This is a genomic window from Thermus sp. NEB1569 (assembly GCF_022385295.1).
Taxonomy (GTDB): Bacteria; Deinococcota; Deinococci; order Deinococcales; family Thermaceae; genus Thermus; species Thermus scotoductus.
Genome location: NZ_CP092445.1, coordinates 1,658,610 through 1,681,975, shown reverse-complemented (window position 1 = coordinate 1,681,975; position 23,366 = coordinate 1,658,610). Strand labels below are relative to the sequence as shown.

Sequence of the window (23,366 nt, the reverse complement as noted above, 5' to 3'; positions counted from 1 at the left end):
CAGGTGGCGCTAAGAGGAGCGGGCCGGGCGGCGGGGCCTTGGGGCTTCGCGCAGAAGTAGCCTGCCGATCTCGGGGGCAAACCGGATGAGGAGGGCCCCCAGGGGGATGGAAAGAAGCACCAAGAGCACCGCCACCTGGGCCACCAGGGGATATCCCTGTCCCAGGGCCAGACTTCCCAGGACCAGGTTAAACTCCCCCCGGGGTACCAGGTACAAGGCGCTATAGAGCCGGCGTTTGCGGGAAAGCCCTGCCCGGGCCCCTCCCAGGAAGTTAAGGGGAAGCTTGACCAAAAGGCCCAGGAGGGCCAAGACCACCAGCGCCGGGGTCAAGCCTTGGAAGAGATCCCGGGCGCTGGCCCCCACCACCAGGAAGAAAAGGGCCACCCCCAGGTCCCGCACTGGCCCAAAGAGGCGCTCCAGCCGCTCCCTCAAGCCCAAGGAGGCGGCGATGACCCCACAGAGGAAGGCGCCGAGCCCCTCCGAGGTGCCTGCCGCCTGGAAGAGGAGGGCGGTTCCTGTGGTGAAGGCCGCGCCCATGAGGAGCACGAGCTCGTCGGAGATCCCCTCCATGAAGCGCAAAAGGGGGGGGCCCAGATAGCGGGCGAAGGCGAAGTAGGCCAGGGCCAGGATCGCTCCCGCCAGCACGCCCCCGGGGCCCTGGCCGCCGAGGAGGGCGAGGAGGAAGGCGATCACCAGGTCTTCCAGCACCGAGACCCCCAGCACCACCTCGCTTTCGGGATTGGCGGCCCGGCGGAGATCCACGATGAGCTTGGCGATGACGGCGCTGGAGCTCACGTAGATGGCCCCGGCCAAAAGGGCAGCGCCGCGGAGGTCCAGCCCCGCCAAAAGCCCCAGGAGGAAGCCCAGGGGCAGGGCCAAGGCATCGTAAAAACCCGCCTGGACTGCTTTCCCCGAGAGCCCCTTAAGCCGGTCGGGGCCGAACTCCAGGCCCACGGAGAAAAGGAGAAGGAGAAGGCCTAGGGAGGGTAAGGGTTCCAGGTCCTGCACGGGCAGGCGCTGGCCCACCAGCAACCCCGTGAGGAGGTAGACGGGCAAGGGGGGAAAGCCAAAGCGGTGGACTAAAGCCGCCCCCAGGGCCAAAAGCCCTGCGGCCAGGGCGAAGGCCTCCACGGAGGGGTGCATCACAGGCTCCGCTTCAGGGCCTCCACCGCCTCCCGGCTCCCCGCCACCACCAGGGTGTCCCCCACCTCGAGGACCGTCTCCTGGGAGGGATGCGGCATAAGGGGGGCCCCGGGGCGGTCCACGGCCAGGAGATGGGCCCCGGGGAGCAGGTGGAGGTCCCCCACCCGCCTGCCCGCGAGCTTGGAACCGGGCAGGACCTTGATCCACTCAATGACCTTCTGCCCAAGCTTGCTCTGGGTGTCCCCCACCGCCTCGGGGTGGAAGAGCACCCCCGCCAGAATGGCCCCCAGCTCCCGGGCCTCCTCATCCGTCAGGTCCAGGGCCATGGCGGGTTCATCCCCCTCGCCTCCGGCTTCAAAGTACTGCAGTTCCCGTTTCCCCGAGTGGTGGACCACGATGACGATCCGGTCGCCGCTTTGAACCGTGATGGTGTACTTCCGCCCCACGCCGGGAAGGATTGCTTCCTCTACCCTCATGCCTGCCTCCTGGGGGAAAACTGCACGGCCAGGGTGCGCCCGGCCACCAGGGCCAAAATGCCCAGGGTCCAGAAGAAGAGGTCCAGCCCGGAGAGCTTTTCGGCGAAGAGGAGGAGAAGAAGTTCCCGCAGGGCCAGGGCCACGCCGATCTCCATGAGGACCTCGAGGCGCACCCTTTCAAACTCAAAGTACTCCACGAAGACCCGGGCCAGCTCCAGGACGACCACCAGGCTAAGGACGTTGGTGATCAGCTCCTTGAGGCCCAGGCGTACCGTGGGCTCGCTGAGGGTAAGGCCCAGCTCCAAGAAGGTGCGCCCCACCCCCACGAAAAGCCCGATAAGAAGGGCCACCAGCACCAGATTGAAGACCAGCCGGATGGCCCGGCGGTAGAGAGAAAGGGGTAGATCCTGGCTCATCCTCAGAGAAGGAGGTTAAAGACCCGCTCAGCCCGCTCATGGTGTTCGGTTTGCGGGTTCTTAAGCCTGGGGTCCAGCTCCTTCAGCACCCGGGCGTAGGCCACCACCAAGGCCCCCACGATCTCGGGAAGTAGGTTCCGCACGTCCTCGGAGAGCTCCAGGTCCAAAGGGGGAAGGGTAGCCAGAGTGTCCAGAACGGGTTTGAGCTCCAAGGTGGTGTCCATAGCGCGGAACTCCTTGAGGGTTTCCTGAAGCCCCTTGGTAATGGGCACATCCGGCTCAAAGATGATGTCCCGGCCGTTGTACTTGGCGTGACGCTCGGCTACCACCAGCAGGTCGTAGACCTTGTTGCGGAGAAAGTCCGAAAGGCGCTTAAGGTCGTTCTTGTCCACGTCTAGGCCCGCAGCCAGGCGGAAGAGCTTCTCAAACTCGGCTATTTTCATCAGCATACCCGCTCACCTCCTCACACCAGGGTAAGACTTGACAATGGCATTGTCAAGAGACCTGATAAAAAATCAACCAACCCAAGGCGGAAGGCCAAGGGTTGGTGGGGTCTTTACCCCTCCTGCACGGGGATCCTCACGGGGGGCTCGGGCGGGCGCTTCTCCCGGGGGATCCTCACCTCCAGCACGCCCTTGTGGAGCTTGGCCTCAATGCCTTCCTTCTTGGCGTCCTTGGGGAGGAGGTAGGCGCGGTAGATGCGCCCGTAGACGATCTCCGAGAGGTGTTTGGTGCGCTTTTCCTCCTTTTTCTCCCCTTCCACCACCAGCTGGTCCCCTTCCAGGCGGACCTCCAGGTTTTCCGGGCCGAGGCCTGGGACCTCCACCCGGAGGAGGTAGTGGTCCTCATGTTCGGAGAGTTCGGAGAGGGGCTCCAGGATTTCGCCCTCCTCCTTGAAAACCTTCTCTAGCGCTTCCTCAAAGGCCTTGCGCACCCGGTTCCGGCCGAAGGGCCAAAGCTTCTCCAGCATGGTTCACCTCCTTTCCAGATACGGCCTAAGCCTTTCCTCCAGAACCCGCCTAGGGCTCGCCCCTACCCAGGTGGCCGCCGGGTGCCCGTTTTGGAAGAGAACCAGGGTGGGGAGGCTCATCACCCCGTACTGGCCCGCTAGACGGGGGTTCTCGTCCGCGTTGACCTTGACCACCTTCAGCTTGCCCGCATGCTCCCGGGCAAGCTCCTCCAGCACGGGGGAAAGGAGGCGGCAGGGGCCGCACCAGGGAGCCCAAAAGTCCACCAGGACCAGGGCCGCCCCCGCCACCTCCTGGGCGAAGCTCTCCTCGTCCGCCTCCACCACCCAGGGCAGGGAGGCCTTGCAGGCCCCGCAGACGGGGAAGGTGCCCTTTGGGGCCTTTCCGATACGGTTTTGGGCCCCGCAACGGGGACAGGTCACCACGGACGCCACAGGTACCCCCTGCGCCAAAGGGCCCGCTCCAACTCGGACAGGGTGGGCTCCACCAGGACCTCACCCCCCACGTAGACCACGGGGTGGGAAAGCCGCCCCCCGGTGAGGAAGCGGAGGGTCGGGTGGACCTCGGGGTGGAGCTCCAGGTCCACGTAGCGGTAAGGCACCCCGAGCCTCTCCAGGTAGCGGCGCAGAAGCTGGGTCTGGGCGCACCAGGAAGTCCCGTAGAGCACCACCGGCTCCATCCCTAACCTCCCCTCAAGGCGTCCAGGGCCTGGAAGAGCTCCTCGATCGGGGGGATGTGGTGCAGGTATGGGGAGACGTGGGCGTAGCGGATGACCCCCTCGCCGTCCACCACGTAGAGGGCCCGCTCACTAAAGCCGTCTACCTCCCGCCAGACCCGGTAGCGCCGGGCCACCTCCCCCTTGGGGTGGAAGTCGGAGAGGAGGGGAAAGGTGAGGCCACGGACAAAGGCCCAGGCCCCGTGGGAGTAAAGGGAGTCCACCGAGATCCCCAAAAGGACCGCCCCTCGCTTATGGAACTCCTCCAGTTCCGCCTGGTAGAGGTCCAGCTGCTGGCTGCACCCTGGGCTCCAGTCCAAAGGGTAGAAGGCCAGAACCACCGGGCGGCCCCGGAAGTCGGAAAGGCGGACAAGCCGGCCCTCCGCGTCGGGAAGGGCGAAGTCCGGAGCCTTCTCCCCCACGGCAAGCCCTGGGGCCACCCGGGGGGCCTCCATCTTGGGGGCCTTCTTGTAGAGGTTGCGGAGCTCCTCGAGGCCCTCCCGCTCACCGGGCCTTGCCCCCACTTCCCGCCAGAGCTCCTGGAGCATGGCGTGGAGGAGAGAAAGGGCTTCCTTCTCCGGGCCCTCGGCCAGCTTGGGCTCCAGTTCCAGGAAACGACGGGCAAGCTCCGGGAAGCGCATAGCCTGCCTCCTTATTCCTGCCAGGTTCCCTTCAAAAGTTTCTCCGTTTCTTCCTTGTGCCGCGTTTCCTCGGAGATGATCTCCTGGAGGTCGTTGGCGAGGCCGTAGTCCCCGAAGGCCTCGGCCTGCTTCATCCTTTCCACGTAGCGGGCGATGGTCTCCTTCTCCGCCTGGAGCACCGCTTCCAGCATGGCCCGGGGCGTGGCGGCCTCGGGCACGGGGGCTGGCTGGGTGGTGGGCTTCCCCCCCAGGGCCGTGATCTTGTCCGCCAGGAGCTGGGCATGGCGGAGCTCGTCCTGGACCTCCGCCAGGAAGAACTCCTTAAGCTCCTGCCGATGGATCCCCGCAACCGTGGCCGCGTAGGTGATGTACTGGATGATGGCCTGGTACTCGTGGGCCAGATCCTCGTTCAACCCTTGGATGAGCTTTTCCTTTTCCATGATCCACCTCCTCTTGGGATGCCCCTGGGAACCGTGGGGCGGGCTTAGCGCACGTTCCCTGCCTCCAGCTTACGGGCCTTTAAGTCCAGGAGGCTGTACTCACCCTCGGAGAGGTCACCCGGCACCACCACCCAGCTTGCCCCCAGCATCTCGTGCTTCTGGCCCCTGCCGGCGGTGATCACCAGGAGGGGGTTATGGGTCTTGACCAGGTGGGCCACCTCATGGGACCCTCCTTCCCCAAGGCCCTTGTGGTAGGGATTGGTGTAGAAGAGGAAGATCTTGGGGTAGTCCTTGAGGTCCCAGAGGGTCTTCAGGTGGTACTCCGCCACCCAGGCGGGGTAGCGCAGGGCCTCGCCCTCCTCGGGCTCGCCGTCATCGGTGATCTCCCCGCCGATGCCCGCCACCAGGTAGGGACCCTTCCAGAAAGTGAAGGTCTCGTGGACGTTGCGCATCTCGGGCCGTACCAGTTCGATGTTGGCGGCCTCCCGGAGGTATTCCCAGATGGGGGCGTCCTGGGGCCCGGGGATGTAGGCGATGGGGAGATGAGCCTCGGAAAGGATGCGGAAGAAGGCGGCGTAGTCGCGGCTTTTGGCCGTCTTGGGCATGAGGTTGCCTATGATGGCCAGGGCATCCGCCCCCGTGTCGGGAGCCAGCTTCACCAGCTTCTCCAGGGCCTCGAGGTCGCCCATGGGGTTGGAAGTGGCCAGGATGTACCGCGTGGTCCGCCGCATACCTCACCTCCTATTCCACCTGCACCTGGATCCTCTTGGGCTTGGTGGCCTCGGCCCTCGGTACCAAAAGGTGCAGGACGCCGTGGCGGAAGCGGGCCTGGACCCGGGAGAGGTCAAAGGTGCTGGGCACGTTGAAGCTCCGGGCGAAGGTGCCGTAGGGGCCCTCGAGGCGGTGGTAGGCCACGTTCTCCCGCTTCTCGAAGGGCCGCTCCGCCTTCACGGAAAGCACGCCTTCCTCGGCCACCACCTCCACCTTCTCCGGGTCCACCCCGGGAAGGTAGACCAGCACGTGAAGCCCAGCCTCATCCTCCATCACGTCCACCGGAGGGGCGTACACCCTGGGCCCCTGCTGGGGGGTGGCGCCGAAGGCCCTTGCCAGACGCTCCTGCAACTCCTCCAACTCCCTGAAGGGATCAAACCGCATCATCCTCCTCACCTCCTTTCACCACCTCAGGAGCGCGGCCATGCCCCCGCGCTCCAGAAGCTGCTTTTCCGCTTCGCCCCGCACGAACTCCAGCTTGGCGGCGTAGCCTGCTGCCAGCTCGGGCAGGACCACGGCCAGGGGCTTGGCCTCCGGTTTTTCGCAGGTGGCTAGCGCCCGGGCCTCGTCCGGGAAGAAAACCCCGTCGCAGGCGTACACGGTCTGGTCCAGGTGCCAGGGAAGCACCCAGAGCTCCACCCGTCCCTCCTGCACCCTTTCCAGCACCTCGGGGCCGAAGACCGCTTTGGGGTAGGCTTCCTCCAGCTTCTTGAGAAGTTCCACCTCCCCCTTCCGTTCGATCTCCTCCAGGACGGGCTCCAGCCGCTTGAGCACCTGGCCGGGACTGGCCCCGGGGTGGGGCAGGGAGGGAAGCAGGGCCACCAGCTTCTCCTTAAGGCGCTTGGGCAGGTAACCCAGGAAGAGCTTGGTGTGCTCCTCGGGGCCCATGAGGATCAGGCGGGTGAACCCCCGTTCCTCCACCAGCTTCTCCAGCTCGTGGCTCAGGGTCTTGTAAAAGCGCTCCTCCCAAGCGGCCAGGCGCTTGGCGAAGAGGTCCTGCCCCGCCCCGCCCCGGGAGATCCCCGCCAGGTTGAAGCGGCGCCCCGGGGCGTCCAGGGAAAGCCGCCGCCAGGCCTCGGTATCCAGGGCGAGGAAGGCGTCGCTGACCTCCTGCACCTCGCCCAGGAAGATCTCAAACACCCGCCAGCGCTCCTGGTCCAGGTAGACCACCCCGTAGCGCTCGTACTCGTCCAGGGCGTAGATGAGGGGGAGGAGGAAGGGTTCGCCGTAGTGGGCTAAGGCCCCGTCCGTGAGGAAACGGCTTTCCTTTTCCCCCAGGAAGGTGGTCTTGAGGCTGGAGACCAGGGGCAGCTCCACCTGGAGCAGGAGGGTTTCAAAGAGCTTGTCCTTGGCGAAGAAGACGGCAGTCTTGGCCTCCAGAACCTGGTTTTTCAACACTTCCAGGACCCTATCCTGCAGGTCCTGGGGTACCCCCAGGGCCTTCATGGCGTCCTTGGCCCTTAGGGCATAGGCCCGGTTGGCGTTTTCCGGCTTGGCGGGGTTGATGTCCAGGTAGAGGGAGAGGATGGGCCCCTCTGCGATAGCCAGGGTTTCCTTGATGCGCTGGATTTCTTCCTTTCCGATCATAGGCCACCTCCTAAAAGGGCCACGGCTTTGCGCACGGCTTCTTGGTTAAGCCTTTCCTCGTGGCCCAGCCGGGTGAAGAGGGCCTCGAGGTCCGGCTCGGGAAAGGTGCTTTCCAGGTAGTAGGTCCGGTCAAAGCCTTCCTCGGAAAGAAGGCGGAGGAGCGCCTCCCAGCCCTCCTCCTCCACCTGGGGCATCGGGGGGAGGGAGGCGCCTTGGCGGCGGAGGGCCTCGGCGATGGCCTCGGCATGGGCCCGCTCCCTACGGGCCACCTCCTCCAGGAGGGCCCGGAGGTGGGGGTAGGGCACCCTTTCCGCCGCCCGCTCCGCCCGCAGGGCATCCAGGAGCTCATCCTGGTAGGCCTTTTGCAGGACTTCCACCACGCTCATGCCGCCTCCTTTCTCAGGCCTCTACCCGCTCGGGGGTGCGGAAGACCAGCCCCGTGGGCCCGGCGTCCACCACCACGGCGTCCCCCTCCTTGATCTCCCCGGCCAGGATCTTCACCGCCAGGGGGGTTTCCAGCTCCCGGGCGATCACCCGCTTCAGGGGCCTGGCCCCGAAGACGGGGTCGTAGCCCCGCTCGGCCAGGTAGTCCTTGGCGGCCTCGGTGAGGGTGAGGGTGATGCGCTTTTCCGCCAGGCGGGCCCTGAGGCTTTGGAGCTGGATCTCCACGATCTCCCGCAGCTGCTCCCGGGTGAGGGGCCTGAAGACCACGATCTCGTCCAGGCGGTTCAGGAACTCGGGGCGGAAGTGCTTTTGCAACACGGCGAAGACCTCCTCCCGGATGCGCTCGTAGGGCAGGCCCTTCTGGATGCCCTCGAGGATCAGGGGGCTTCCCAGGTTGGAGGTGAGGATGATCACCGTGTTGCGGAAGTCCACGGTGCGCCCGTGGGAGTCGGTGAGACGGCCGTCGTCCAGGATCTGCAGGAGGATGTTGAAGACGTCGGGGTGGGCCTTCTCCACCTCATCAAAGAGGATGACGGTGTAGGGCCTCCGCCGCACGGCCTCCGTGAGCTGGCCCCCTTCCTCGTACCCCACGTAGCCCGGAGGGGCCCCGATGAGGCGGGAGACCGCGTGCTTTTCCATGTACTCCGTCATGTCAATGCGCACCATGGCCTCCTCCGTGTCAAAGAGGGTGGCCGCGATGGCCTTGGCCAGCTCCGTCTTCCCCACCCCCGTGGGCCCAAGGAAGAGGAAGCTCCCGATGGGGCGGTTCGGGTCCTTAAGCCCGGCCCTGGCCCTGCGGATGGCGTCGGCCACGGCCCGGATGGCCTCATCCTGGCCCACCACCCGCTTGTGGAGCTCCTCCTCCAGGCGGAGGAGCTTTTCCCTTTCCCCTTCCAGGAGCTTGGCCACGGGGATCCCCGTCCAGCGGGCCACGATCTCGGCCACGTCCTCCTCCGTGACCTCGAGGCGGACAAAGCGCGCCCCCTTAAGGGCCTGGGACAGGCGCTCCACCTCGGCCTCGAGGCGGGGAAGCTCCCCGTAGCGGAGCTCGGCGGCCCGGTTCAGGTCGTACTGGCGCTCGGCCAGCTCAATCTGCCGCCGCACCTCGTCCAGGCGCTGCTGGGCCTCCCTTAGGGCGCGCAAGATCTCCCGCTCCTTCTCCCATTCCCCCCTGAGCCTAGCGATCTCCTCCGAGAGGCGGGCGATCTCGGCCTCAATGGCCTTGAGCCTCTCCTGGCTATCCGGGTCCTTCTCCTTCTTGAGGGCTTCCCTTTCAATCTCCAGCTGGAGCTTCCTCCGCTCCAGGCTATCGATCTCCTCGGGAGCGCTCTCCAGGGCCATGCGCAGGCGGGCTGCGGCCTCGTCGATGAGGTCGATGGCCTTGTCGGGAAGGCGCCTTTCCGTGATGTAGCGGTGGGAGAGGACCGCCGCCGCCACCAGGGCGGGGTCGGAGATCCTGACCCCATGGTGCACCTCGTACTTCTCCTTGATGCCCCGGAGGATGGAGATGGTCTCCTCCACCGTGGGCTCGTCCACGAAGACGGGCTGGAAGCGCCTTTCCAGGGCGGGGTCCTTCTCGATCTTCCGGTACTCGTCCAGGGTGGTGGCGCCGATAAGCCGAAGCTCCCCCCGGGCCAGGGCGGGCTTCAGCATGTTGCCGGCGTCCACGGCCCCCTCGGCCTTGCCCGCCCCCACCACGGTGTGGAGCTCGTCGATGAAGAGGATGATTTCCCCCTGGCTTTGCACCACCTCCTGGATCACCGCCTTCAGGCGCTCCTCAAACTCACCCCGGTACTTGGCCCCGGCCAGGAGGGAGCCCATCTGTAAGGAGATGATGCGCTTGCCCTTGAGGCCTTCCGGCACATCCCCCTTCACGATGCGCTGGGCCAGCCCCTCCACGATGGCGGTCTTGCCCACCCCGGGCTCGCCGATGAGTACCGGGTTGTTCTTGGTGCGCCGGAGGAGGATCTGGATGGTGCGCCTTATCTCCTCGTCCCGGCCGATCACCGGGTCCAGTTTGCCCTCGGCGGCCAGCTTGGTGAGGTCGATGCCGTACTGCTCCAGGGCGTTGTAGGTGCTTTCCGCATGTTCCGTCTGCACGGTTTTACCTCCTCTTAGTTCCTGCAGGGCTTTTCTTAAGGAGCCTTCTTCGGGAATACCCACCTGCAAGGAGGGCTCGGCCCTCGAGGCCTCCGCCAAGGCCAGCACCAAGGTGTCCACCGCCACGAACCGGTCCTTGAGCTCGGCCATAAGGGCCTCGGCCCGGTCCAGGGCCCGGGCAAGCCTCTGGGATAGATACTGGCCCACCTCGGCCCCCTCCACCTTGGGCAGGCGGCCCAGTTCCCGCTCGGCACTCTCCTTGAGGGCCTTGGGGTTACCCCCTGCCCTCTCCAGAAGCCGCCAGGCCAGGCCCGTCGGGTCTTTCAGGAGGACCGCCCATAGATGGGGCAGGTCGATGGCCTGGTGCTTCATCTCCCGGGCCAGGACCTGGGCCTGGGCCAGGGCCTCGCGGGCGGCTTGGGTCCAGCGTTCCAGGTTCATACCTCTTGCCCCCTACTGTCTAAATCATATCGCTTGACATGAACGTTGTCAAGATATCTGTGTAGATGAACACCTAACGCAGCCACCTGCCCCGATCGAGGTTCGCCAAATGGGGGGGAGAGCAACGCGCTTTGATTGGATTATACGGGAAGGGATTGGGAAGGATGTCCCGCTGCCTGGAGGCCCTGGCCTAAAGGGTGCTTAGCCGCGCTCCAGGACCTCCACCACCAAGGCCGCCCCCACCAGGTTGGCCCCGAGGTCGCGGCGGATGCGTTCCGCCTTGGCCATGCGCAGAAGGTCTTCCTCCCGGAAGTACCAGGCACCCCCCACCTCCAGGGGCTCCACGAAGCCGATCTCCACGTAGGCCCGCACCACCCCCAGGGAGAGGCCATAGTCCGCCAGGGCCTCTAAGGATACATAGGAGCTACGCGCCAGCATAGCGCACCTCCTTGAGCTTCCGCCAAAGCTCCTCCTCCTCAGGCGTCAGGTGCTCGGGGATCACCACCCGCACCTCATAGTAGAGGTCTCCCCGCCCCCCGGGACCGGGAAAGCCCTTGCCCTTGAGCCGGAGCTTTTTGCCCGCCTGGGTTCTGGGGGGGATGGTGACCTCCACGGGGCCCTCTAAGGTGGGGGCCCGCACCTTGCCGCCCACCACGGCGATAGGGGCAGGGACGTCCAGGGTGGCGTAGAGGTCCTGGCCCTCGAGGCGGAAGACGGGGTGGGGCAAGAGCCGCACCGTGAGGAGGAGGTCCCCGGGAGGGTCTCCCGGGCCCCCTAAGCCTGCCAGGCGGATGGTGCTCCCTTCCTGCACCCCCGGGGGGATTTTCACGGGAACCCGCCTTCCCCCCACCTCCACTACCCGTTCGCCTCCATGGAAGGCCTCCTCGAGGCTAAGGGGAAGCTCGGCCCTGAGGTCCCGGCCTTTCCTGGGCCTCCTCCGCCCCATGCTCCCGAAGAGCCCCGTGCCAAAGAGCTCCTGGAAGAAATCGGAGAAGTCCTCCACGTCAAACCCGGAGAAGTCGTACCCCCCAGGGGGCGGGGGTGGAGGAGGGGTGGCGGTGCCGTAGGTGTCGTAGACCTTGCGCTTTTCCGGGTCGGAGAGGACGGCGTAGGCCTCGTTGATCTCCTTGAACTTCTCCTCGGCCTCGGGGCTTTTGTTCACATCGGGGTGGTACTGGCGGGCCAGGCGCTTGTAGGCCCGCTTGATCTCCTCCTGCGTGGCGTTTCTCGGTACCCCCAGGATGGCGTAGTAGTCCTTCATGGCCTACTCCACGCCCTCTTCTTCGGGGCTTTTCTCCTCGCCCACCGCCACCCGGGCTGGGCGCACCAGGGCCTCGCCCAGGCGGAAGCCCCTTTGGAAGACCCGGGCCACCTTGCCGGGCTCCCCGGGAAGGAGGCCGATGGCCTCGTGGTAGCGGGGGTCAAAGGCCTCCCCCTCCCCGGGCACCTCCTCGATCCCAAGCCCCGCCAGGATGCGGAAGAAGCCTTCCCGCACCGCCTTAACCCCTTTGAGGATGCTGTCCGGGTTGGCCTCGGCGAACTCCAAGGCCCGCTCCAGGTCGTCCAGAACGGGGAGGAGCGCCCTGACCGCCCTGAGGATCCCTTCCCGTTCCCTAAGCCTTAGCTCCTCCTCCATGCGCTTGCGGTAGTTGTCAAAGTCGGCAAGGAGGCGCACGTACCGGTCCTTCAGGGCTCGAAGCTCCTCCTCCATGGCCAGGAGGCGTTGTTCCAGGGCTAGGGCCTCCTCGCCCACCGCCTTCAGGTCTTGCTCCACCTGGGCGGCCTGCTCCGGTTGGGTTTCCTCACGTTCCTTCTCCATGCTTCCTCCAAGAGGGGGTAAGGGGAAGCCCCTGCCCCGGCAGGGGCCGGGGCAGGGGGGCTTTAGTCGGCGGGCTTGTAGTCGGCGTCGATCACGTCGTCAGGGCCACGGCTGGATGCCCCGGTGGTCCCGGCGGTGGCGGCCTTCTCGTAGGCCTCCACTGCCTTCAGAAGCTCCTCCGTGGCGGCCTTCAGCTCGGGGTCGGAGGCATCCTTCTCCGAAAGCTCCTTGGCCCTGGCGATGGCCGCCTCGAGGCGCGCCTTGGCCTCGGGGGTGCTTTGCTTCTCCTGGAGGATCCTCTCCGCCTGGACGCGGGTGGAGTCCAGGGTGTTCTTGAGCTCGGCGTGCTCCCGGCGGCGCCGGTCTTCCTCCGCGTGGCGCTGGGCCTCCTCGATCATCCGCTTTATCTCCTCCTCGGAGAGGGTGGTGGTGTTCTGGATGGTGATGGAGGCCTCCTTGCCCGTGGACTTCTCCTTGGCGGTCACGTGGAGGATGCCGTTGGCGTCGATGTCAAAGCAGACCTCGATCTGGGGAACCCCTGCCGGCATGGGGGGGATGCCCTCGAGGCGGAACCGGCCCAGGCTCTTGTTGTCCGCGGCCATGGGGCGCTCGCCCTGGAGGACGTGGATCTCCACCGCGGTCTGGTTGTGCTCGGCGGTGGTGAAGATCTCGCACTTGCGGGTGGGGATGGTGGTGTTCCTGGGGATGAGCACGGTCATCACCCCGCCCTTGGTCTCCACGCCCAGGGAGAGGGGAGTGACGTCCAGGAGTACCACATCCCGCACCTCTCCCATAAGAACCCCCGCCTGGATGGCCGCGCCCATGGCCACCACTTCGTCGGGGTTCACGGAGCGGTTGGGCTCCTTGCCCAAGAGCTCCTTCACCACCCTCTGCACCGCGGGCACCCGGGTGGCCCCGCCCACCAGGATCACCTCGTCGATCTGAGCCGGGGTCAGGCCGGCGTCCTTCAGGGCCTGCTCCACCGGGCCCCTGAGGCGCTTCAGGAGGGGCTCGATGAGCTCCTCAAACTTGGCCCGGGTAAGCTTCTTCTCCAGGTGCAAGGGGGTCTTGCTGGCGGGATCCAGGGCGATGAAGGGCAGGCTGATGGTGGTCTCCACGGTGCTGGAAAGCTCGATCTTGGCCTTTTCCGCCGCCTCGATGAGTCGCTGGAGGGCCTGGCGGTCCGCCTTGAGGTCCACCCCGTACTCCCGCTTGAACTCCTCGGCCAGCCAGTTCACGATGGCGTGGTCCATGTCGCTGCCGCCCAGGTGGGTGTCCCCGGAGGTGGACTTCACCTCAAAGACCCCCTCGCCGATCTCCAGCACCGTCACGTCAAAGGTGCCGCCCCCCAGGTCGAAGACCAAGACGGTTTCGTTTCCCTTCTTGTCCAGGCCGTAGGCCAAAGCGGCAGCGGTGGGCTCGTTGATGATGCGCAAGACCTCGAGGCCCGCAATCCGCCCGGCGTTGGCCGTGGCCTCCCGCTGGGCGTTGTTGAAGTAGGCGGGCACGGTGATCACCGCCTTGGTGATCTTCTCCCCGAGCTTCTTGGAGGCGTCCTCCACCAGCTTGCGGAGGATCATGGCGCTGATCTCCTCGGGGGTGTAGAGCTTGCCCTTAATCTCCACCCGCACGCCGCCATCGGGCCCCGGGACCACCTTGTAGGGGACCCGCTTGGCCTCCTCCTGGACCTCCTCCCAGCGGCGGCCGATGAAGCGTTTGATCTCAAAGACGGTGCCCTCGGGGTTTAAGACCGCTTGGCGCTTGGCCATGCGCCCCACCAAGGTCTCGCCATCCCGGAAGGCCACCACGCTGGGGGTAGTCCTTTCCCCCTCGGCGTTTTCCAGAACCACCGGCTTGCCGCCTTCCATGACGGCGATCACGCTGTTGGTGGTGCCCAGGTCAATGCCCACTGCCTTGGTCATAGCTACACCTCTCATTTCAAGCATAGACCATGCTACATGGATAAGTCAAGAGACTTGAGCACACCCATATCATGGTGCCCTGGGCTACCCGGATTTCCCCGGGGGCGTGTACCCTAAGAGAAGACATGTCCCGGCTTCCCTTGAACTTCTTGGTCTTCGTGTTGGGCCTGCTCCTTTTGGCCTGGGCCTTTAGCCTGGCGGGCACGGCGGGGAACCCCGGGGGTGGGGTGAACTACACCACCTTCCTCGAGGACCTGCAGGCAGGGCGGGTGAAGGAGGTGGTGGTGCGGGCCGGGGATACCCGCATCCAGGGCACCCTTACCGACGGCTCCACCTTTACCACCTACGCCGCCAGCCCCCCGGATAACCAGACCCTCGAGGCCTGGACCAAAAGGGGCGTGAGCGTGCGGGTGGAGCCTCCCCGGGGACAAAGCCCCCTGGGGTTCCTCTGGCCTTTGTTGCTGGTGGGCCTCCTCATCGGGGCCCTCTTCTACTTTTCCCGGAGCGGGCGCGCCGGGCCCTCGGACTCCGCCTTCAGCTTCACCAAGAGCCGGGCCAAGGTCCTCACCGAGGCCCCCAAGGTCACCTTCAAGGACGTGGCCGGGGCCGAGGAGGCCAAGGAGGAACTCAAGGAGATCGTGGAGTTCCTGAAGAACCCCGCCCGCTTCCACGAGATGGGGGCCAGGATCCCCAAGGGGGTCCTGCTGGTGGGCCCCCCTGGGGTGGGGAAGACCCACATCGCCCGGGCGGTGGCCGGGGAGGCCAAGGTGCCCTTCATCACCGCAAGCGGTTCCGACTTCGTGGAGATGTTCGTGGGGGTGGGGGCGGCCAGGGTCAGGGACCTCTTTGAGACCGCCAAGCGGCATGCCCCTTGCATCGTGTTCATTGACGAGATTGACGCCGTGGGCCGTAGGCGGGGTGCCGGGGTAGGGGGCGGCAACGACGAACGGGAGCAGACCCTGAACCAGCTTCTGGTGGAGATGGACGGATTTGAGAAGGACTCCACCATCATCGTCATGGCCGCCACCAACCGCCCCGACGTCCTGGACCCCGCCCTGCTCCGCCCGGGGCGCTTTGACCGCCAGGTGGCCATAGATGTCCCTGACGTGAGGGGTAGGGAGCAGATCCTCCGCATCCACGCCCGGGGTAAGCCCCTGGCGGAGGATGTGGACCTGGCCCTTCTGGCCAAGCGCACCCCGGGCTTCGTGGGGGCGGATTTGGAAAACCTCTTGAACGAGGCGGCGCTCCTCGCGGCCCGGGAAGGCCGGAAGAAGATCACCATGAAGGACCTCGAGGAAGCCGCCGACCGGGTGATGATGGGGCCGGCTAAGAAGAGCCTGGTCCTCACCCCCCGCGACCGCAAGATCACCGCCTACCATGAGGCGGGGCATGCCCTGGCCGCCCACTTCCTGGAGCATGCCGACGGGGTGCACAAGGTGACCATCGTGCCCAGGGGCCGGGCTTTGGGCTTCATGATGCCCAGGCGGGAGGATATGCTCCACTGGAGCCGAAACCGTCTTCTGGACCAGATCGCCGTGGCCCTGGCCGGGCGGGCGGCGGAGGAGCTCATCTTTGAGGACGTGACCACGGGGGCAGAAAACGACTTCCGCCAGGCCACGGAGCTGGCCCGGCGCATGATCACCGAGTGGGGCATGCACCCTGAGTTCGGGCCGGTGGCCTACGCCGTGCGGGAGGATACCTACCTGGGCGGGTACGACGTGCGCCAGTACTCTGAGGAAACCGCCAAGCGCATCGACGAGGCGGTGCGCCGTCTCATTGAGGAGCAGTACCAGCGGGTGAAGAATCTCCTTCAGGAGAAGCGGGAGATCCTGGAGCGGGTGGCGGAGACCCTCTTGGAGCGGGAAACCCTCACCGCCGAGGAGTTCCAGAAGGTGGTGGAGGGCCTGCCCCTGGAGGAGGAGGAAAGCACCCCCCAGGAGCGCCCGGAAAAGGAAACCCCCCGGGTGGTGCCCAAGGTCAAACCAGGGGGAGCCCTGGGCGGAGCTTGATACCCCCTCGCCTTGGCGAAAGCCCAGGTGGGGGCCCCGGAAAATCCTCGCCCCCGCGGTGTTCTGGGATACCTAGGGGCACGGCAGAGAGAGAAAGGGTAGGAGGCGAAATAAACCCGGGGGGCTTTAGCCCCCCGGGGGAAGGGAATACCTTACTTCTTGACCTTTTCCTTGAGGGCCTTGCCCGGCTTGAAGGCGGGATACTGGGTAGCGGGGATCTTGATCTTCTCCTTGGTGCCGGGCTTCACGCCGGTGCGGGCCTTGCGCTTGCGCACCTCAAAGGTGCCGAAGCCGGTGAGCTGGACCTTGTTCCCCCCCGAGAGGGCCTCTTCCACCTTGGAGAGGAACGCATCCACCACTGCCTTCACGTCCTTCTTCTTGAGGCCCGTGGCGGCAGCCACCTGATCCACCAGATCCGCTTTGGTGACTGTTTTCTTTGCTGCCATTCTTCACCTCCTTCCTCTTTCCCCTTCCGCAAGGACTATAGCACGCCTGAATGCAGCCACGCAATACTCTGACCTATTTGTATACCTATGTATAGCAATGTGTGATAGCGAAAGTATTGACTCTAGCGGTACTGGGGTGGCAGGAGTTCCCGTACCCGGGCCTCTATCTCCCGGGTCAGGCTTTCCAGCTCCTGGTGGGTAAAGCGGGAGAGCCTCGGAACCGGTATAGGTTTGCCGTAGATCACCCGGATGGGCCTGCGCAGACGGAAGAGCTTTCGGCCCACGGGCCAGGCCTGGTCGGTGCCCACCACGGCCACGGGTACCACCGGGCTCCCGGTGCGCAGGGCAATGGCTGCCACGCCCGTCTTGAAGGGCTGGAGCTTGCCCGTGCGGCTTCTAGTTCCTTCCGGGAAGATGCCGAAGGCCATGCCCCGTTCAAGGGCGCGGATGGCGCCCTTGATGGCGGAAAGGTCGCTTTGCCCCCGCTCCACGGGAATGGCGTAAAGCCGGGGTAAAAGCCAGGAGAGGAAGGGCAGGCGGAAGACGTCGGCCCGGGCCAGGAAGCTCACGGGACGTCGCACCCCGGCCCCCACGGCGATGGGATCCAGGATGGAAAGGTGGTTGGCCGCCAGGATCACAGGACCTTCCCGGGGAATGTTTTCCGCTCCCTCCACCCGGTAGCCGAAGAGAAGGTGCAGGAGAAACCGGGCCAGATACCAGGCGGCCCGGTAGACGGGATTCGGCCGGTGTGCCTCCACGGGTTCCAGTTTACGGGTCCAGCTGGCGGAGGGCCTTGCCCGCCTCGAGGTGGGCCAGGCGCAAGGGTTCCGGCAGGCGGAAGCGGGTGGGAAGGTGCTTCACGAAGGCCAAGGCTTCCTCCAGGCCCACCCGGTGCCCCGGGGAGATGAAAAGGGGCTTGACCCCTTTTCGGCTGCGGTAGGCGTAGCCCAGGGGGCGGCCTTCCGGGGAGAGAATCCTTACCGCACTTCCCGCCTCCAGGGGCAAGGGAGCCTCGAGGCGACCGTAGAGCAAACTCTTGGCCACCCCGATGCTAGGGAGGTCCAGGTGCACCCCCAGGTGGCTGGCGATGCCCAGGCCTCGGGGATGGGCGATGCCTTGGCCATCCACCAAAAGGGCCTCGGGTGGCTCGGGAAGCGCCTCTAAAGCCTGGAGATAGGCAGGAGCCTCGCGGAAGGAGAGGAAGCCGGGGATGTAGGGGAAGAGGGCTTCCTCGGGTACCACCCCTAGGCCTACGCAGAGGAGCCCCTTTTCCAGGTGGTAAAGCACAGCCACGGCCACCAGGGGCTTGCCCCGCCGGTGGGAGGCGTCCAAAGCGGCGATCCGCCGGACACCCTCGAGGCTTCCTTCCAACACCACCCTCTCCGCCAGGCTTCTTTGCAGGGCCATGGCCGTTTGCAGGTCTTTGGGCTTGGGGAAGGGCGCCATGGGCTTTCCGGGGGGGGGTTAGGTGGCCTCCCGCAGGCGCTTTAGGACCTCGGGGTCGGAGGGATCCACCCCGTAGAGGAGGGCCAGGTAGTAGGCGGTCCAGGCTAGGCGGTACCAGAGGGCCATGGCCTGGGCCAGGCGGCTTCCCGTGGGAGCGGGCACCTCGGCGATGGCGTCCACCCGGGTTTCCAGGATTTCCTTGGCCAGCCGTACCGCTTCCCCTTCTCCCAGAAGGAGGGCGGCCAGGGGGTCCCCCTGCTCGTGGCGGGCCTCGAGGCCCGTGAGGAAAAACTCCAGGGCGCTATGGGGTGGGGTGAGGGCCAGGCTTTTCCCGATGCGGGCAAAAAGGCTCTGCGCCGCTTCCTCCAAGGGGCGGTGAAAGGGAGCGTAGAGGAGGGGGATCCGCTCCACCAGGGTATAGGCCAGGAACTTGGCGGGGTTCTCCCCGAGGGGGATTTCCGGGGTGAGGCGTTTTCGTTCCTCCAGCAAAGCCCTGTCCACCTCCGAGAGGGCTTCCTCCTGTCCTGTGGCCAGAAGGAGGAAGCGCAGGTAGCGGTAAGGGTTCAGGGGGCTAGGGGACAGATAGACCTCCACCCCGGGGCGGAGGCCCACCTTGACCACCTGCACCCGCTCCGTTTCTGCCAGAAGGGAAAGGGCAGCGGCCTCTCCCAGGTCGTACCCTCCTTCCAGCACGAACAGGGTTCCCTCCTCCGTCCAGTCGGGGAGGCCGGACAGCCGGGCGGCGAAGTGACCCTCCCCATAGCCCAAGGCGGCGTGGGGTGCGGGGTAGGACCTGGTGGGCACGGGACCCGTGCCTACCAGGTCGCGAAGCTCCAGGGCCAGGCCCCGGCGGTCCGAGAGATAGGTTTCCTCGCGGTCCAGGTCGCGCATACCCCTTATGCTAACCCTCGTGCGGCTTTTCCGTCCTAAGCCGGTGCTGCGTCCCTGGGGGGGAGGTGCCCTGGGCTTCGGCCCAGGGGTGGGAGAGGTGTGGCTTTCGGAGGAGCCCCTCCTGGTGAAGATCCTGGACCCAGCGGAATGGCTTTCCGTGCAGGTTCACCCGCCCCATGCCTATGCCCTAGAGAAGGAAGGGAGGCCTGGCAAATACGAGGCCTGGTACGTGCTCACCCCGGGGGAGGTGGTTTACGGCTTTTCCCGGCGGGTGGGCCCCGAGGAGCTTAGGGATGCTGTGGCCAGCGGGAACCTGGACCCTATCCTGAACCGGATTCCCGTGGCCCCAGGCCAGGTGCTCTACCTGCCCGCCGGGGTGGTGCATGCCTTGGGCCCGGGGGTGAGGGTCTACGAGGTGCAGACGCCCTCGGACCTCACCTACCGGCTTTACGATTACGGCCGCCCCCGGGAGCTCCACCTGGAGAAGGCCCTGGAGGTGGCCCTCCTGGAGCCCACCCCCCTTCCCTCCTTTGCTCCTAAGCCCGTGCCCGGGGGGGAGGTCCTCCTTTCCACCCCCTACTTCCGCCTCTACCGCTACTCCCTGAAGGAGCGGCTGGCCCTAAGGCCGGGGGCCCCTCTTATCCTCACCCTCCTTGCGGGGGAAGCCCGCTTGGGGGATGAGGTTCTCCACCCCTTCGCCACTTTGCTTCTGGAGCCGGGGGAGGAAGCCCTCCTGGAAGGGGCAGGCCTTCTCCTGGGGACTAGCCCTGAAGGCTCCGGAGGAGGGCACGCATAGGCTCGGCCTCCCTTCTGGGCTAGCTCCGGCCTTGACCAAACCCCTTCTTCGCCCCAAGACTAGGGGGCATGGACCGACCTTTTCTGGACCTTGCCCCCTGCGGCCCCTTGCGGGGGAGCCTGAGGGTCCCCGGGGACAAGTCCGTGACCCACCGGGGCCTCATGCTCCTCGCCTTGGCCCAGGGGGAGGGAAGGCTTTTTTACCCTTTGAAGGCGGGGGACACCCTTTCCACCGCCCGGGCCATGCAGGCCTTGGGGGCGGAGGTCCTCGAGGAGGGCCCCCACTTCCGGGTACGGGGGCAGGGGCTACGCTTGAGGGAACCCGAGGACGTGGTGGACTGCGGCAACGCCGGCACCCTCATGCGCCTCCTTCTGGGCATCCTTTCCGGGCAGGAGGGCCTTTTTGCCGTTTTGACGGGGGACGCCTCCTTGCGCCGCCGTCCCATGGGCCGGGTGGTGGAGCCTCTCCGGGCTATGGGGGCCTCTATAGACGGAAGGGAAGGGGGTAAGAAGGCCCCCCTGGCGGTGCGGGGCGGAGGTTTAAAGGGAGTTTCCTACACCCTTCCCGTGCCCAGCGCCCAGGTGAAAAGCGCCCTTCTCCTGGCCGGGCTTTTTGCCGAGGGCGTCACGGAGGTGGTGGAGCCTGTTCCCACCCGGGACCACACGGAAAGGCTTTTCCGCCACTTCGGCCTGCCTCTCAAGACCGAGGGCCCGCGCATCCGTACCCAGAGGGCCGAACCCTTTCCCGCCAAGGACCTTACCGTTCCCGGGGACTTCTCCTCGGCGGCCTTTTTCCTGGTGGCGGCCCTTATCGTTCCGGATTCGGAGGTCACGGTGGAGGGTGTGGGGCTCAACCCCACCCGCACCGGCCTCCTAAGGGTGCTTAAAGAGATGGGGGCGGATTTGGAATGGCAGGTCCTGGAGGGGGAGGCGGGGGAGCCCGTGGGCTGGATAAGGGCCCGGTACAGCCCCTTGAAGGGGGTGCCCGTGGATCCCGGGCTCATCCCCCTCATGGTGGATGAGGTCCCCATCCTGGCGGCGGCGGCCGCCTGGGCGGAAGGGGAAACCTATATTCCAAACCTTTCCGAGCTACGGGTGAAGGAATCGGACCGGGTTGCCGCCATCGCCCATAACCTCAGGGCTTTAGGGGTGGGGGTGGAGGAGGGGCCGGACTGGCTTAGGATCCAAGGCGGTGGGGTGAAGCCGGGGGAGGTGGAGCCCTTCCACGACCACCGCATCGCCATGGCCTTCGCCGTGGCGGCGCTCCCCGTGGGGGTTAGGATTTGGGAGCCCCATTGGGCGGAGATCTCTTACCCTGGGTTCTTCCAGGACCTGAAGCGGCTATGCGGGGCATCGTGACCATCGACGGGCCTTCCGCCTCGGGGAAAAGCTCCGTGGCTAAAAAGGTGGCGGAGGCCTTGGGGGTGCCCTACCTGAGTAGCGGCCTCCTCTACCGCGCCGCCGCCTACCTGGCCCGGAGGGTGGGGGTGGACCCCGGGGATGAGCCGGGTATCCTGGCTCTTTTGGAAACTTACCGGGTGCGTTTGCTCCCCGAGGTTCAGGGCAACCGGGTGGTGGCCGAGAAGGCTTCCACTTTGGAGGACCTGACCCCTTACCTCCACACCCCGGAGGTGGATCGCGTGGTTTCCCAGGTGGCGCGCCATCCCGGGGTGCGGGCCTGGGTGAACGAGAGGCTTAGGGAAGTGCCGCCTCCCTTCGTGGCCGAGGGGCGGGACATGGGTACGGCGGTCTTCCCCGAGGCGCCCCACAAGTTCTACCTCACGGCCACGCCGGAGGTGCGGGCCAGGCGGCGCACCCTGGAGCGGCCACAGGATTACCAGGAGGTGCTGAAGGAGTTGATCCGGCGGGACGAGCTAGACCGGGCCCAAAGCGCCCCTGCTCCCGAGGCCATCGTGATTGATACCAGCGGGATGACCCTCGAGGAGGTGGTGGCCCGGGTGCTCTCCCACATCCAGGACTGATCATGGTACCGGGAGCCAAGGAAAGGCCGGTACAGGAGTTCCTTAACGTCCTTCTCTTCCGCCCCTTGGCCCACCTGGTGGTCCTCCTGCTGTACCGCACCTGCGTTAGGCCTCACCACCTGGTCCTCTTCCACACGCTCTTGGCCCTGCTCGCCGCCAGGTTGATCCATCTGGGCCAGGATGTGCCCGCAGCCTTTCTTCTCCAGCTAAAAACCGTTTTGGACAACGCCGATGGCCAGCTGGCGCGCCTAAAGGGGGAGGTCACGGAGCACGGGCGGTTCCTGGACACGGAGCTGGACCTTTTGGGGAACCTCTTCCTCTTCCTGGCCCTGGGGGCGCGCACCGGGGCCTGGGAGCTGGCCTTTGCAGCCTTCTTGGTTTTCACCGTGGTCCAGTCCTACGACTTCAACCTGGAGAGGCTTTACCGGGAAGCCCGGGGTCTTCCCCTGCCCACTGAGGACCGGGATCCCCCCACTCTGCTTCTCGCCTTCCTGCGGGGGGTGTACCGCTTCCTCTTCCTCCCCCAGGACCGGGGCATAAGGGCCCTGGAGGGCTTTGTGCTTCGGCGTTTTCGCCTTGTTCCCGAGCGCTTCTGGGACGAATGGGCTTTGGCGGGGGTGGTGAACCTGGGCCTCACCACCCAGCTTTTCTTCCTGGGGGTCTTTTTGCTTTTCCAAAGCCCTGAGGCCTACCTCACCTTCGTGCTCCTTCAGGCCCTGTATCTTGTCCTTTGGTATCTATGGAGAATCCTCCGCGCCATCCCATCCCCACGGTAGGGGCCCTGGTGGAACAGGGGGGCCGGGTGCTTCTGGTGCGCACCCCGAAGTGGCGGGGGCTATGGGGGGTGCCTGGGGGAAAGGTGGAGTGGGGGGAAAGCCTCGAGGAGGCCTTAAGGCGGGAGTTCCGGGAGGAGGTGGGCCTTGACCTTAGGGAGGCGCGCTTCGCCCTGGTGCAGGAGGCCATCTTCAGCCCGGAGTTCTACAAGCCCACCCACATGCTCCTCTTCAACTACTTTGCCCAAGGGGAAGGGGAGGTGCGGCCGGGCGAGGAGATTCTGGAGTGGGCCTGGGTAAGGCCGGAAGAGGGCTTTTCCTTTCCGCTAAATAGCTTCACCCGGGTTTTGCTGGAAACCTACCTGGTGGTAAAAGGGGGGAGATGAGGGTTGCCTTGGTCACGGGAAGCGCCAAGGGCATTGGCCGGGCCATCCTCCTGGCCCTGGCCAAGGAGGGTTTTCACGTGGCGGTGCACTACCGCACCTCGGAGGGCCTGGCGGAGGCCACCCGCCTCGAGGCGGAGGCCCTGGGAGTTAAGGCCATCAAGGTGCGGGCTGATCTCACCCGGGAGGAGGAGGTCTTGGCCCTGGTGGAGGAGGTGCGCTACCACCTGGGGGGGATCGGCGTTTTGGTGAACAACGTGGGGGATTACCTCTATAAGCCCATAGAGGAGGTTTCGTTGGAGGAGTGGCGGTGGATCCTGGACTCCAACCTCACCAGCACCTTCCTCCTCACCCAGAAGGTCCTTCCCCTCATGGTGGCCCAGGGGTATGGGCGCATCGTGAACCTGGGCTACGCCGGGGCCCAGAACCTTCTCGCCCGGACTCACATCACTCCCTACGCCATCGCCAAGACCGGGGTGATCCTCTACACCAAGGCCATCGCCAAGCGGTTTGCCCAGGCGGGGATTACCGCCAACGTGGTGGCCCCGGGGGTGGCGGAAAACTCCGTGTCCAAACCCCTTCAGGAGATCCCCATGGCCCGTCTGGCCCTGCTCGAGGAGATTGCCCGGGCGGTGCTCTTCTTCGTGCGGGAGCCCTACGTGACCGGGCAGGTCCTCGAGGTGGCGGGGGGGTGGAACCTCTAGGGCTACCCCACCCTGGCCTTTGCCAGGGTGGGGGCCCCGGAAGAACCTCTTGTT

General features: G+C 65.9%; 29 protein-coding genes. 7 read left to right on the top strand and 22 right to left on the bottom strand.

Going from position 1 to position 23,366, the window contains the following annotated elements; genetic code table 11:
* Positions 1 to 9 precede the first annotated feature (9 nt).
* The 18 genes from MI302_RS09615 to dnaK all read right to left on the bottom strand — a co-directional run bounded on the left by MI302_RS09615 (position 10) and on the right by dnaK (position 13,883).
* Positions 10 to 1,143, bottom strand: a complete 1,134-nt coding sequence (locus MI302_RS09615) for a cation:proton antiporter (RefSeq protein WP_239725628.1) — start codon at positions 1,141 to 1,143, stop codon at positions 10 to 12.
* Positions 1,143 to 1,619 (bottom strand): cation:proton antiporter regulatory subunit, encoded by a 477-nt coding sequence (locus MI302_RS09610; protein ID WP_239725627.1) that lies wholly within the window; start codon positions 1,617 to 1,619, stop codon positions 1,143 to 1,145. The genes MI302_RS09615 and MI302_RS09610 overlap by 1 nt, the downstream gene beginning before the upstream one ends.
* The gene (locus MI302_RS09605; protein ID WP_239725626.1) at positions 1,616 to 2,035 is read right to left on the bottom strand and encodes a phosphate-starvation-inducible PsiE family protein; all 420 of its coding nucleotides are present in this window, start codon (positions 2,033 to 2,035) and stop codon (positions 1,616 to 1,618) included. Before MI302_RS09605 ends, MI302_RS09610 begins: the two co-directional genes overlap by 4 nt.
* A 2-nt stretch (positions 2,036 to 2,037) precedes the next feature.
* Entirely contained in the window at positions 2,038 to 2,484 is a 447-nt protein-coding gene (locus MI302_RS09600) for a DUF1931 family protein (RefSeq protein ID WP_239725625.1), read from the bottom strand.
* A 107-nt stretch (positions 2,485 to 2,591) separates the two neighbouring features.
* On the bottom strand, positions 2,592 to 3,005 hold the full coding sequence (locus MI302_RS09595; protein WP_126165096.1) for an Hsp20/alpha crystallin family protein: 414 nt from the start codon (positions 3,003 to 3,005) through the stop codon (positions 2,592 to 2,594).
* Positions 3,006 to 3,008: 3 nt separating this feature from the next.
* Positions 3,009 to 3,437 carry a thioredoxin gene (trxA, locus tag MI302_RS09590; RefSeq protein WP_026329041.1) on the bottom strand — a complete coding sequence of 143 codons (429 nt, stop codon included), beginning with the start codon at positions 3,435 to 3,437 and terminating at the stop codon, positions 3,009 to 3,011.
* Positions 3,422 to 3,682: a glutaredoxin family protein gene (locus tag MI302_RS09585; protein ID WP_126170029.1), complete on the bottom strand. Its 261-nt coding sequence runs from the start codon at positions 3,680 to 3,682 to the stop codon at positions 3,422 to 3,424. Before MI302_RS09585 ends, trxA begins: the two co-directional genes overlap by 16 nt.
* Positions 3,683 to 3,684: 2 nt before the next feature.
* A complete protein-coding gene (locus MI302_RS09580; RefSeq protein ID WP_239725624.1) occupies positions 3,685 to 4,359 on the bottom strand; it encodes a peroxiredoxin in 675 nt (224 codons plus the stop codon).
* Positions 4,360 to 4,370: 11 nt separating this feature from the next.
* Positions 4,371 to 4,799: a bacterioferritin gene (locus MI302_RS09575; protein ID WP_239725623.1), complete on the bottom strand. Its 429-nt coding sequence runs from the start codon at positions 4,797 to 4,799 to the stop codon at positions 4,371 to 4,373.
* Between the two features lie 44 nt (positions 4,800 to 4,843).
* Positions 4,844 to 5,530, bottom strand: a complete 687-nt coding sequence (locus MI302_RS09570; RefSeq protein WP_126177826.1) for a heat-stable protein — start codon at positions 5,528 to 5,530, stop codon at positions 4,844 to 4,846.
* Positions 5,531 to 5,540: 10 nt separating this feature from the next.
* Positions 5,541 to 5,957, bottom strand: a complete 417-nt coding sequence (locus tag MI302_RS09565) for an Hsp20/alpha crystallin family protein (RefSeq protein WP_239725622.1) — start codon at positions 5,955 to 5,957, stop codon at positions 5,541 to 5,543.
* A 15-nt stretch (positions 5,958 to 5,972) separates the two neighbouring features.
* Positions 5,973 to 7,157, bottom strand: a complete 1,185-nt coding sequence (locus MI302_RS09560) for a VLRF1 family aeRF1-type release factor (RefSeq protein ID WP_126177825.1) — start codon at positions 7,155 to 7,157, stop codon at positions 5,973 to 5,975.
* Positions 7,154 to 7,543, bottom strand: a complete 390-nt coding sequence (locus MI302_RS09555) for a ferritin-like domain-containing protein (RefSeq protein ID WP_126170024.1) — start codon at positions 7,541 to 7,543, stop codon at positions 7,154 to 7,156. Before MI302_RS09555 ends, MI302_RS09560 begins: the two co-directional genes overlap by 4 nt.
* A 13-nt stretch (positions 7,544 to 7,556) precedes the next feature.
* On the bottom strand, positions 7,557 to 10,142 hold the full coding sequence (gene clpB, locus MI302_RS09550; protein WP_239725621.1) for an ATP-dependent chaperone ClpB: 2,586 nt from the start codon (positions 10,140 to 10,142) through the stop codon (positions 7,557 to 7,559).
* Positions 10,143 to 10,343: 201 nt separating this feature from the next.
* Positions 10,344 to 10,580, bottom strand: coding sequence for a chaperone modulator CbpM (locus MI302_RS09545; protein ID WP_126170022.1), 237 nt, complete (start codon positions 10,578 to 10,580; stop codon positions 10,344 to 10,346).
* Entirely contained in the window at positions 10,567 to 11,403 is an 837-nt protein-coding gene (locus MI302_RS09540) for a DnaJ C-terminal domain-containing protein (protein WP_126170021.1), read from the bottom strand. Before MI302_RS09540 ends, MI302_RS09545 begins: the two co-directional genes overlap by 14 nt.
* 3 nt (positions 11,404 to 11,406) lie before the next feature.
* The gene (gene gprE, locus MI302_RS09535; protein WP_239725620.1) at positions 11,407 to 11,961 is read right to left on the bottom strand and encodes a nucleotide exchange factor GrpE; all 555 of its coding nucleotides are present in this window, start codon (positions 11,959 to 11,961) and stop codon (positions 11,407 to 11,409) included.
* Positions 11,962 to 12,023: 62 nt separating this feature from the next.
* Positions 12,024 to 13,883, bottom strand: coding sequence for a molecular chaperone DnaK (gene dnaK / locus MI302_RS09530; RefSeq protein WP_239725619.1), 1,860 nt, complete (start codon positions 13,881 to 13,883; stop codon positions 12,024 to 12,026).
* A gap of 125 nt (positions 13,884 to 14,008) precedes the next feature.
* Between dnaK and ftsH the strand changes: the two genes are divergently transcribed.
* The gene (gene ftsH / locus MI302_RS09525) at positions 14,009 to 15,892 is read left to right on the top strand and encodes an ATP-dependent zinc metalloprotease FtsH (protein WP_015717896.1); all 1,884 of its coding nucleotides are present in this window, start codon (positions 14,009 to 14,011) and stop codon (positions 15,890 to 15,892) included.
* A 152-nt stretch (positions 15,893 to 16,044) separates the two neighbouring features.
* Here the strand turns inward: ftsH and MI302_RS09520 are convergent, their stop codons facing one another.
* From MI302_RS09520 to MI302_RS09505, 4 genes are all read right to left on the bottom strand, one after another.
* The gene (locus MI302_RS09520; RefSeq protein WP_239725618.1) at positions 16,045 to 16,338 is read right to left on the bottom strand and encodes an HU family DNA-binding protein; all 294 of its coding nucleotides are present in this window, start codon (positions 16,336 to 16,338) and stop codon (positions 16,045 to 16,047) included.
* A 122-nt stretch (positions 16,339 to 16,460) separates the two neighbouring features.
* On the bottom strand, positions 16,461 to 17,096 hold the full coding sequence (locus MI302_RS09515; RefSeq protein ID WP_038031076.1) for a 1-acyl-sn-glycerol-3-phosphate acyltransferase: 636 nt from the start codon (positions 17,094 to 17,096) through the stop codon (positions 16,461 to 16,463).
* A 10-nt stretch (positions 17,097 to 17,106) separates the two neighbouring features.
* Entirely contained in the window at positions 17,107 to 17,784 is a 678-nt protein-coding gene (locus MI302_RS09510) for an endonuclease V (protein ID WP_239725617.1), read from the bottom strand.
* Positions 17,785 to 17,802: 18 nt separating this feature from the next.
* Positions 17,803 to 18,675, bottom strand: a complete 873-nt coding sequence (locus MI302_RS09505; protein ID WP_239725616.1) for an SIS domain-containing protein — start codon at positions 18,673 to 18,675, stop codon at positions 17,803 to 17,805.
* Between the two features lie 7 nt (positions 18,676 to 18,682).
* Here MI302_RS09505 and MI302_RS09500 point away from each other — a divergent pair, with 7 nt between their 5' ends.
* The 6 genes from MI302_RS09500 (at position 18,683) to tmpR (ending at position 23,312) form a co-directional block, all read left to right on the top strand.
* The gene (locus tag MI302_RS09500) at positions 18,683 to 19,471 is read left to right on the top strand and encodes a class I mannose-6-phosphate isomerase (protein WP_370687337.1); all 789 of its coding nucleotides are present in this window, start codon (positions 18,683 to 18,685) and stop codon (positions 19,469 to 19,471) included.
* Between the two features lie 68 nt (positions 19,472 to 19,539).
* Complete coding sequence (gene aroA / locus MI302_RS09495) at positions 19,540 to 20,829, top strand: 3-phosphoshikimate 1-carboxyvinyltransferase (RefSeq protein ID WP_239725614.1); 1,290 nt, start codon at positions 19,540 to 19,542, stop codon at positions 20,827 to 20,829.
* On the top strand, positions 20,814 to 21,452 hold the full coding sequence (gene cmk / locus MI302_RS09490; protein ID WP_239725613.1) for a (d)CMP kinase: 639 nt from the start codon (positions 20,814 to 20,816) through the stop codon (positions 21,450 to 21,452). Before aroA ends, cmk begins: the two co-directional genes overlap by 16 nt.
* Positions 21,453 to 21,454: 2 nt before the next feature.
* On the top strand, positions 21,455 to 22,228 hold the full coding sequence (locus tag MI302_RS09485; protein ID WP_239725612.1) for a CDP-alcohol phosphatidyltransferase family protein: 774 nt from the start codon (positions 21,455 to 21,457) through the stop codon (positions 22,226 to 22,228).
* Complete coding sequence (locus MI302_RS09480) at positions 22,192 to 22,611, top strand: NUDIX domain-containing protein (RefSeq protein WP_015717886.1); 420 nt, start codon at positions 22,192 to 22,194, stop codon at positions 22,609 to 22,611. Before MI302_RS09485 ends, MI302_RS09480 begins: the two co-directional genes overlap by 37 nt.
* A complete protein-coding gene (gene tmpR, locus MI302_RS09475; RefSeq protein WP_015717885.1) occupies positions 22,608 to 23,312 on the top strand; it encodes a bifunctional dihydropteridine reductase/dihydrofolate reductase TmpR in 705 nt (234 codons plus the stop codon). Before MI302_RS09480 ends, tmpR begins: the two co-directional genes overlap by 4 nt.
* The last annotated feature ends 54 nt before the right edge of the window (positions 23,313 to 23,366 follow it).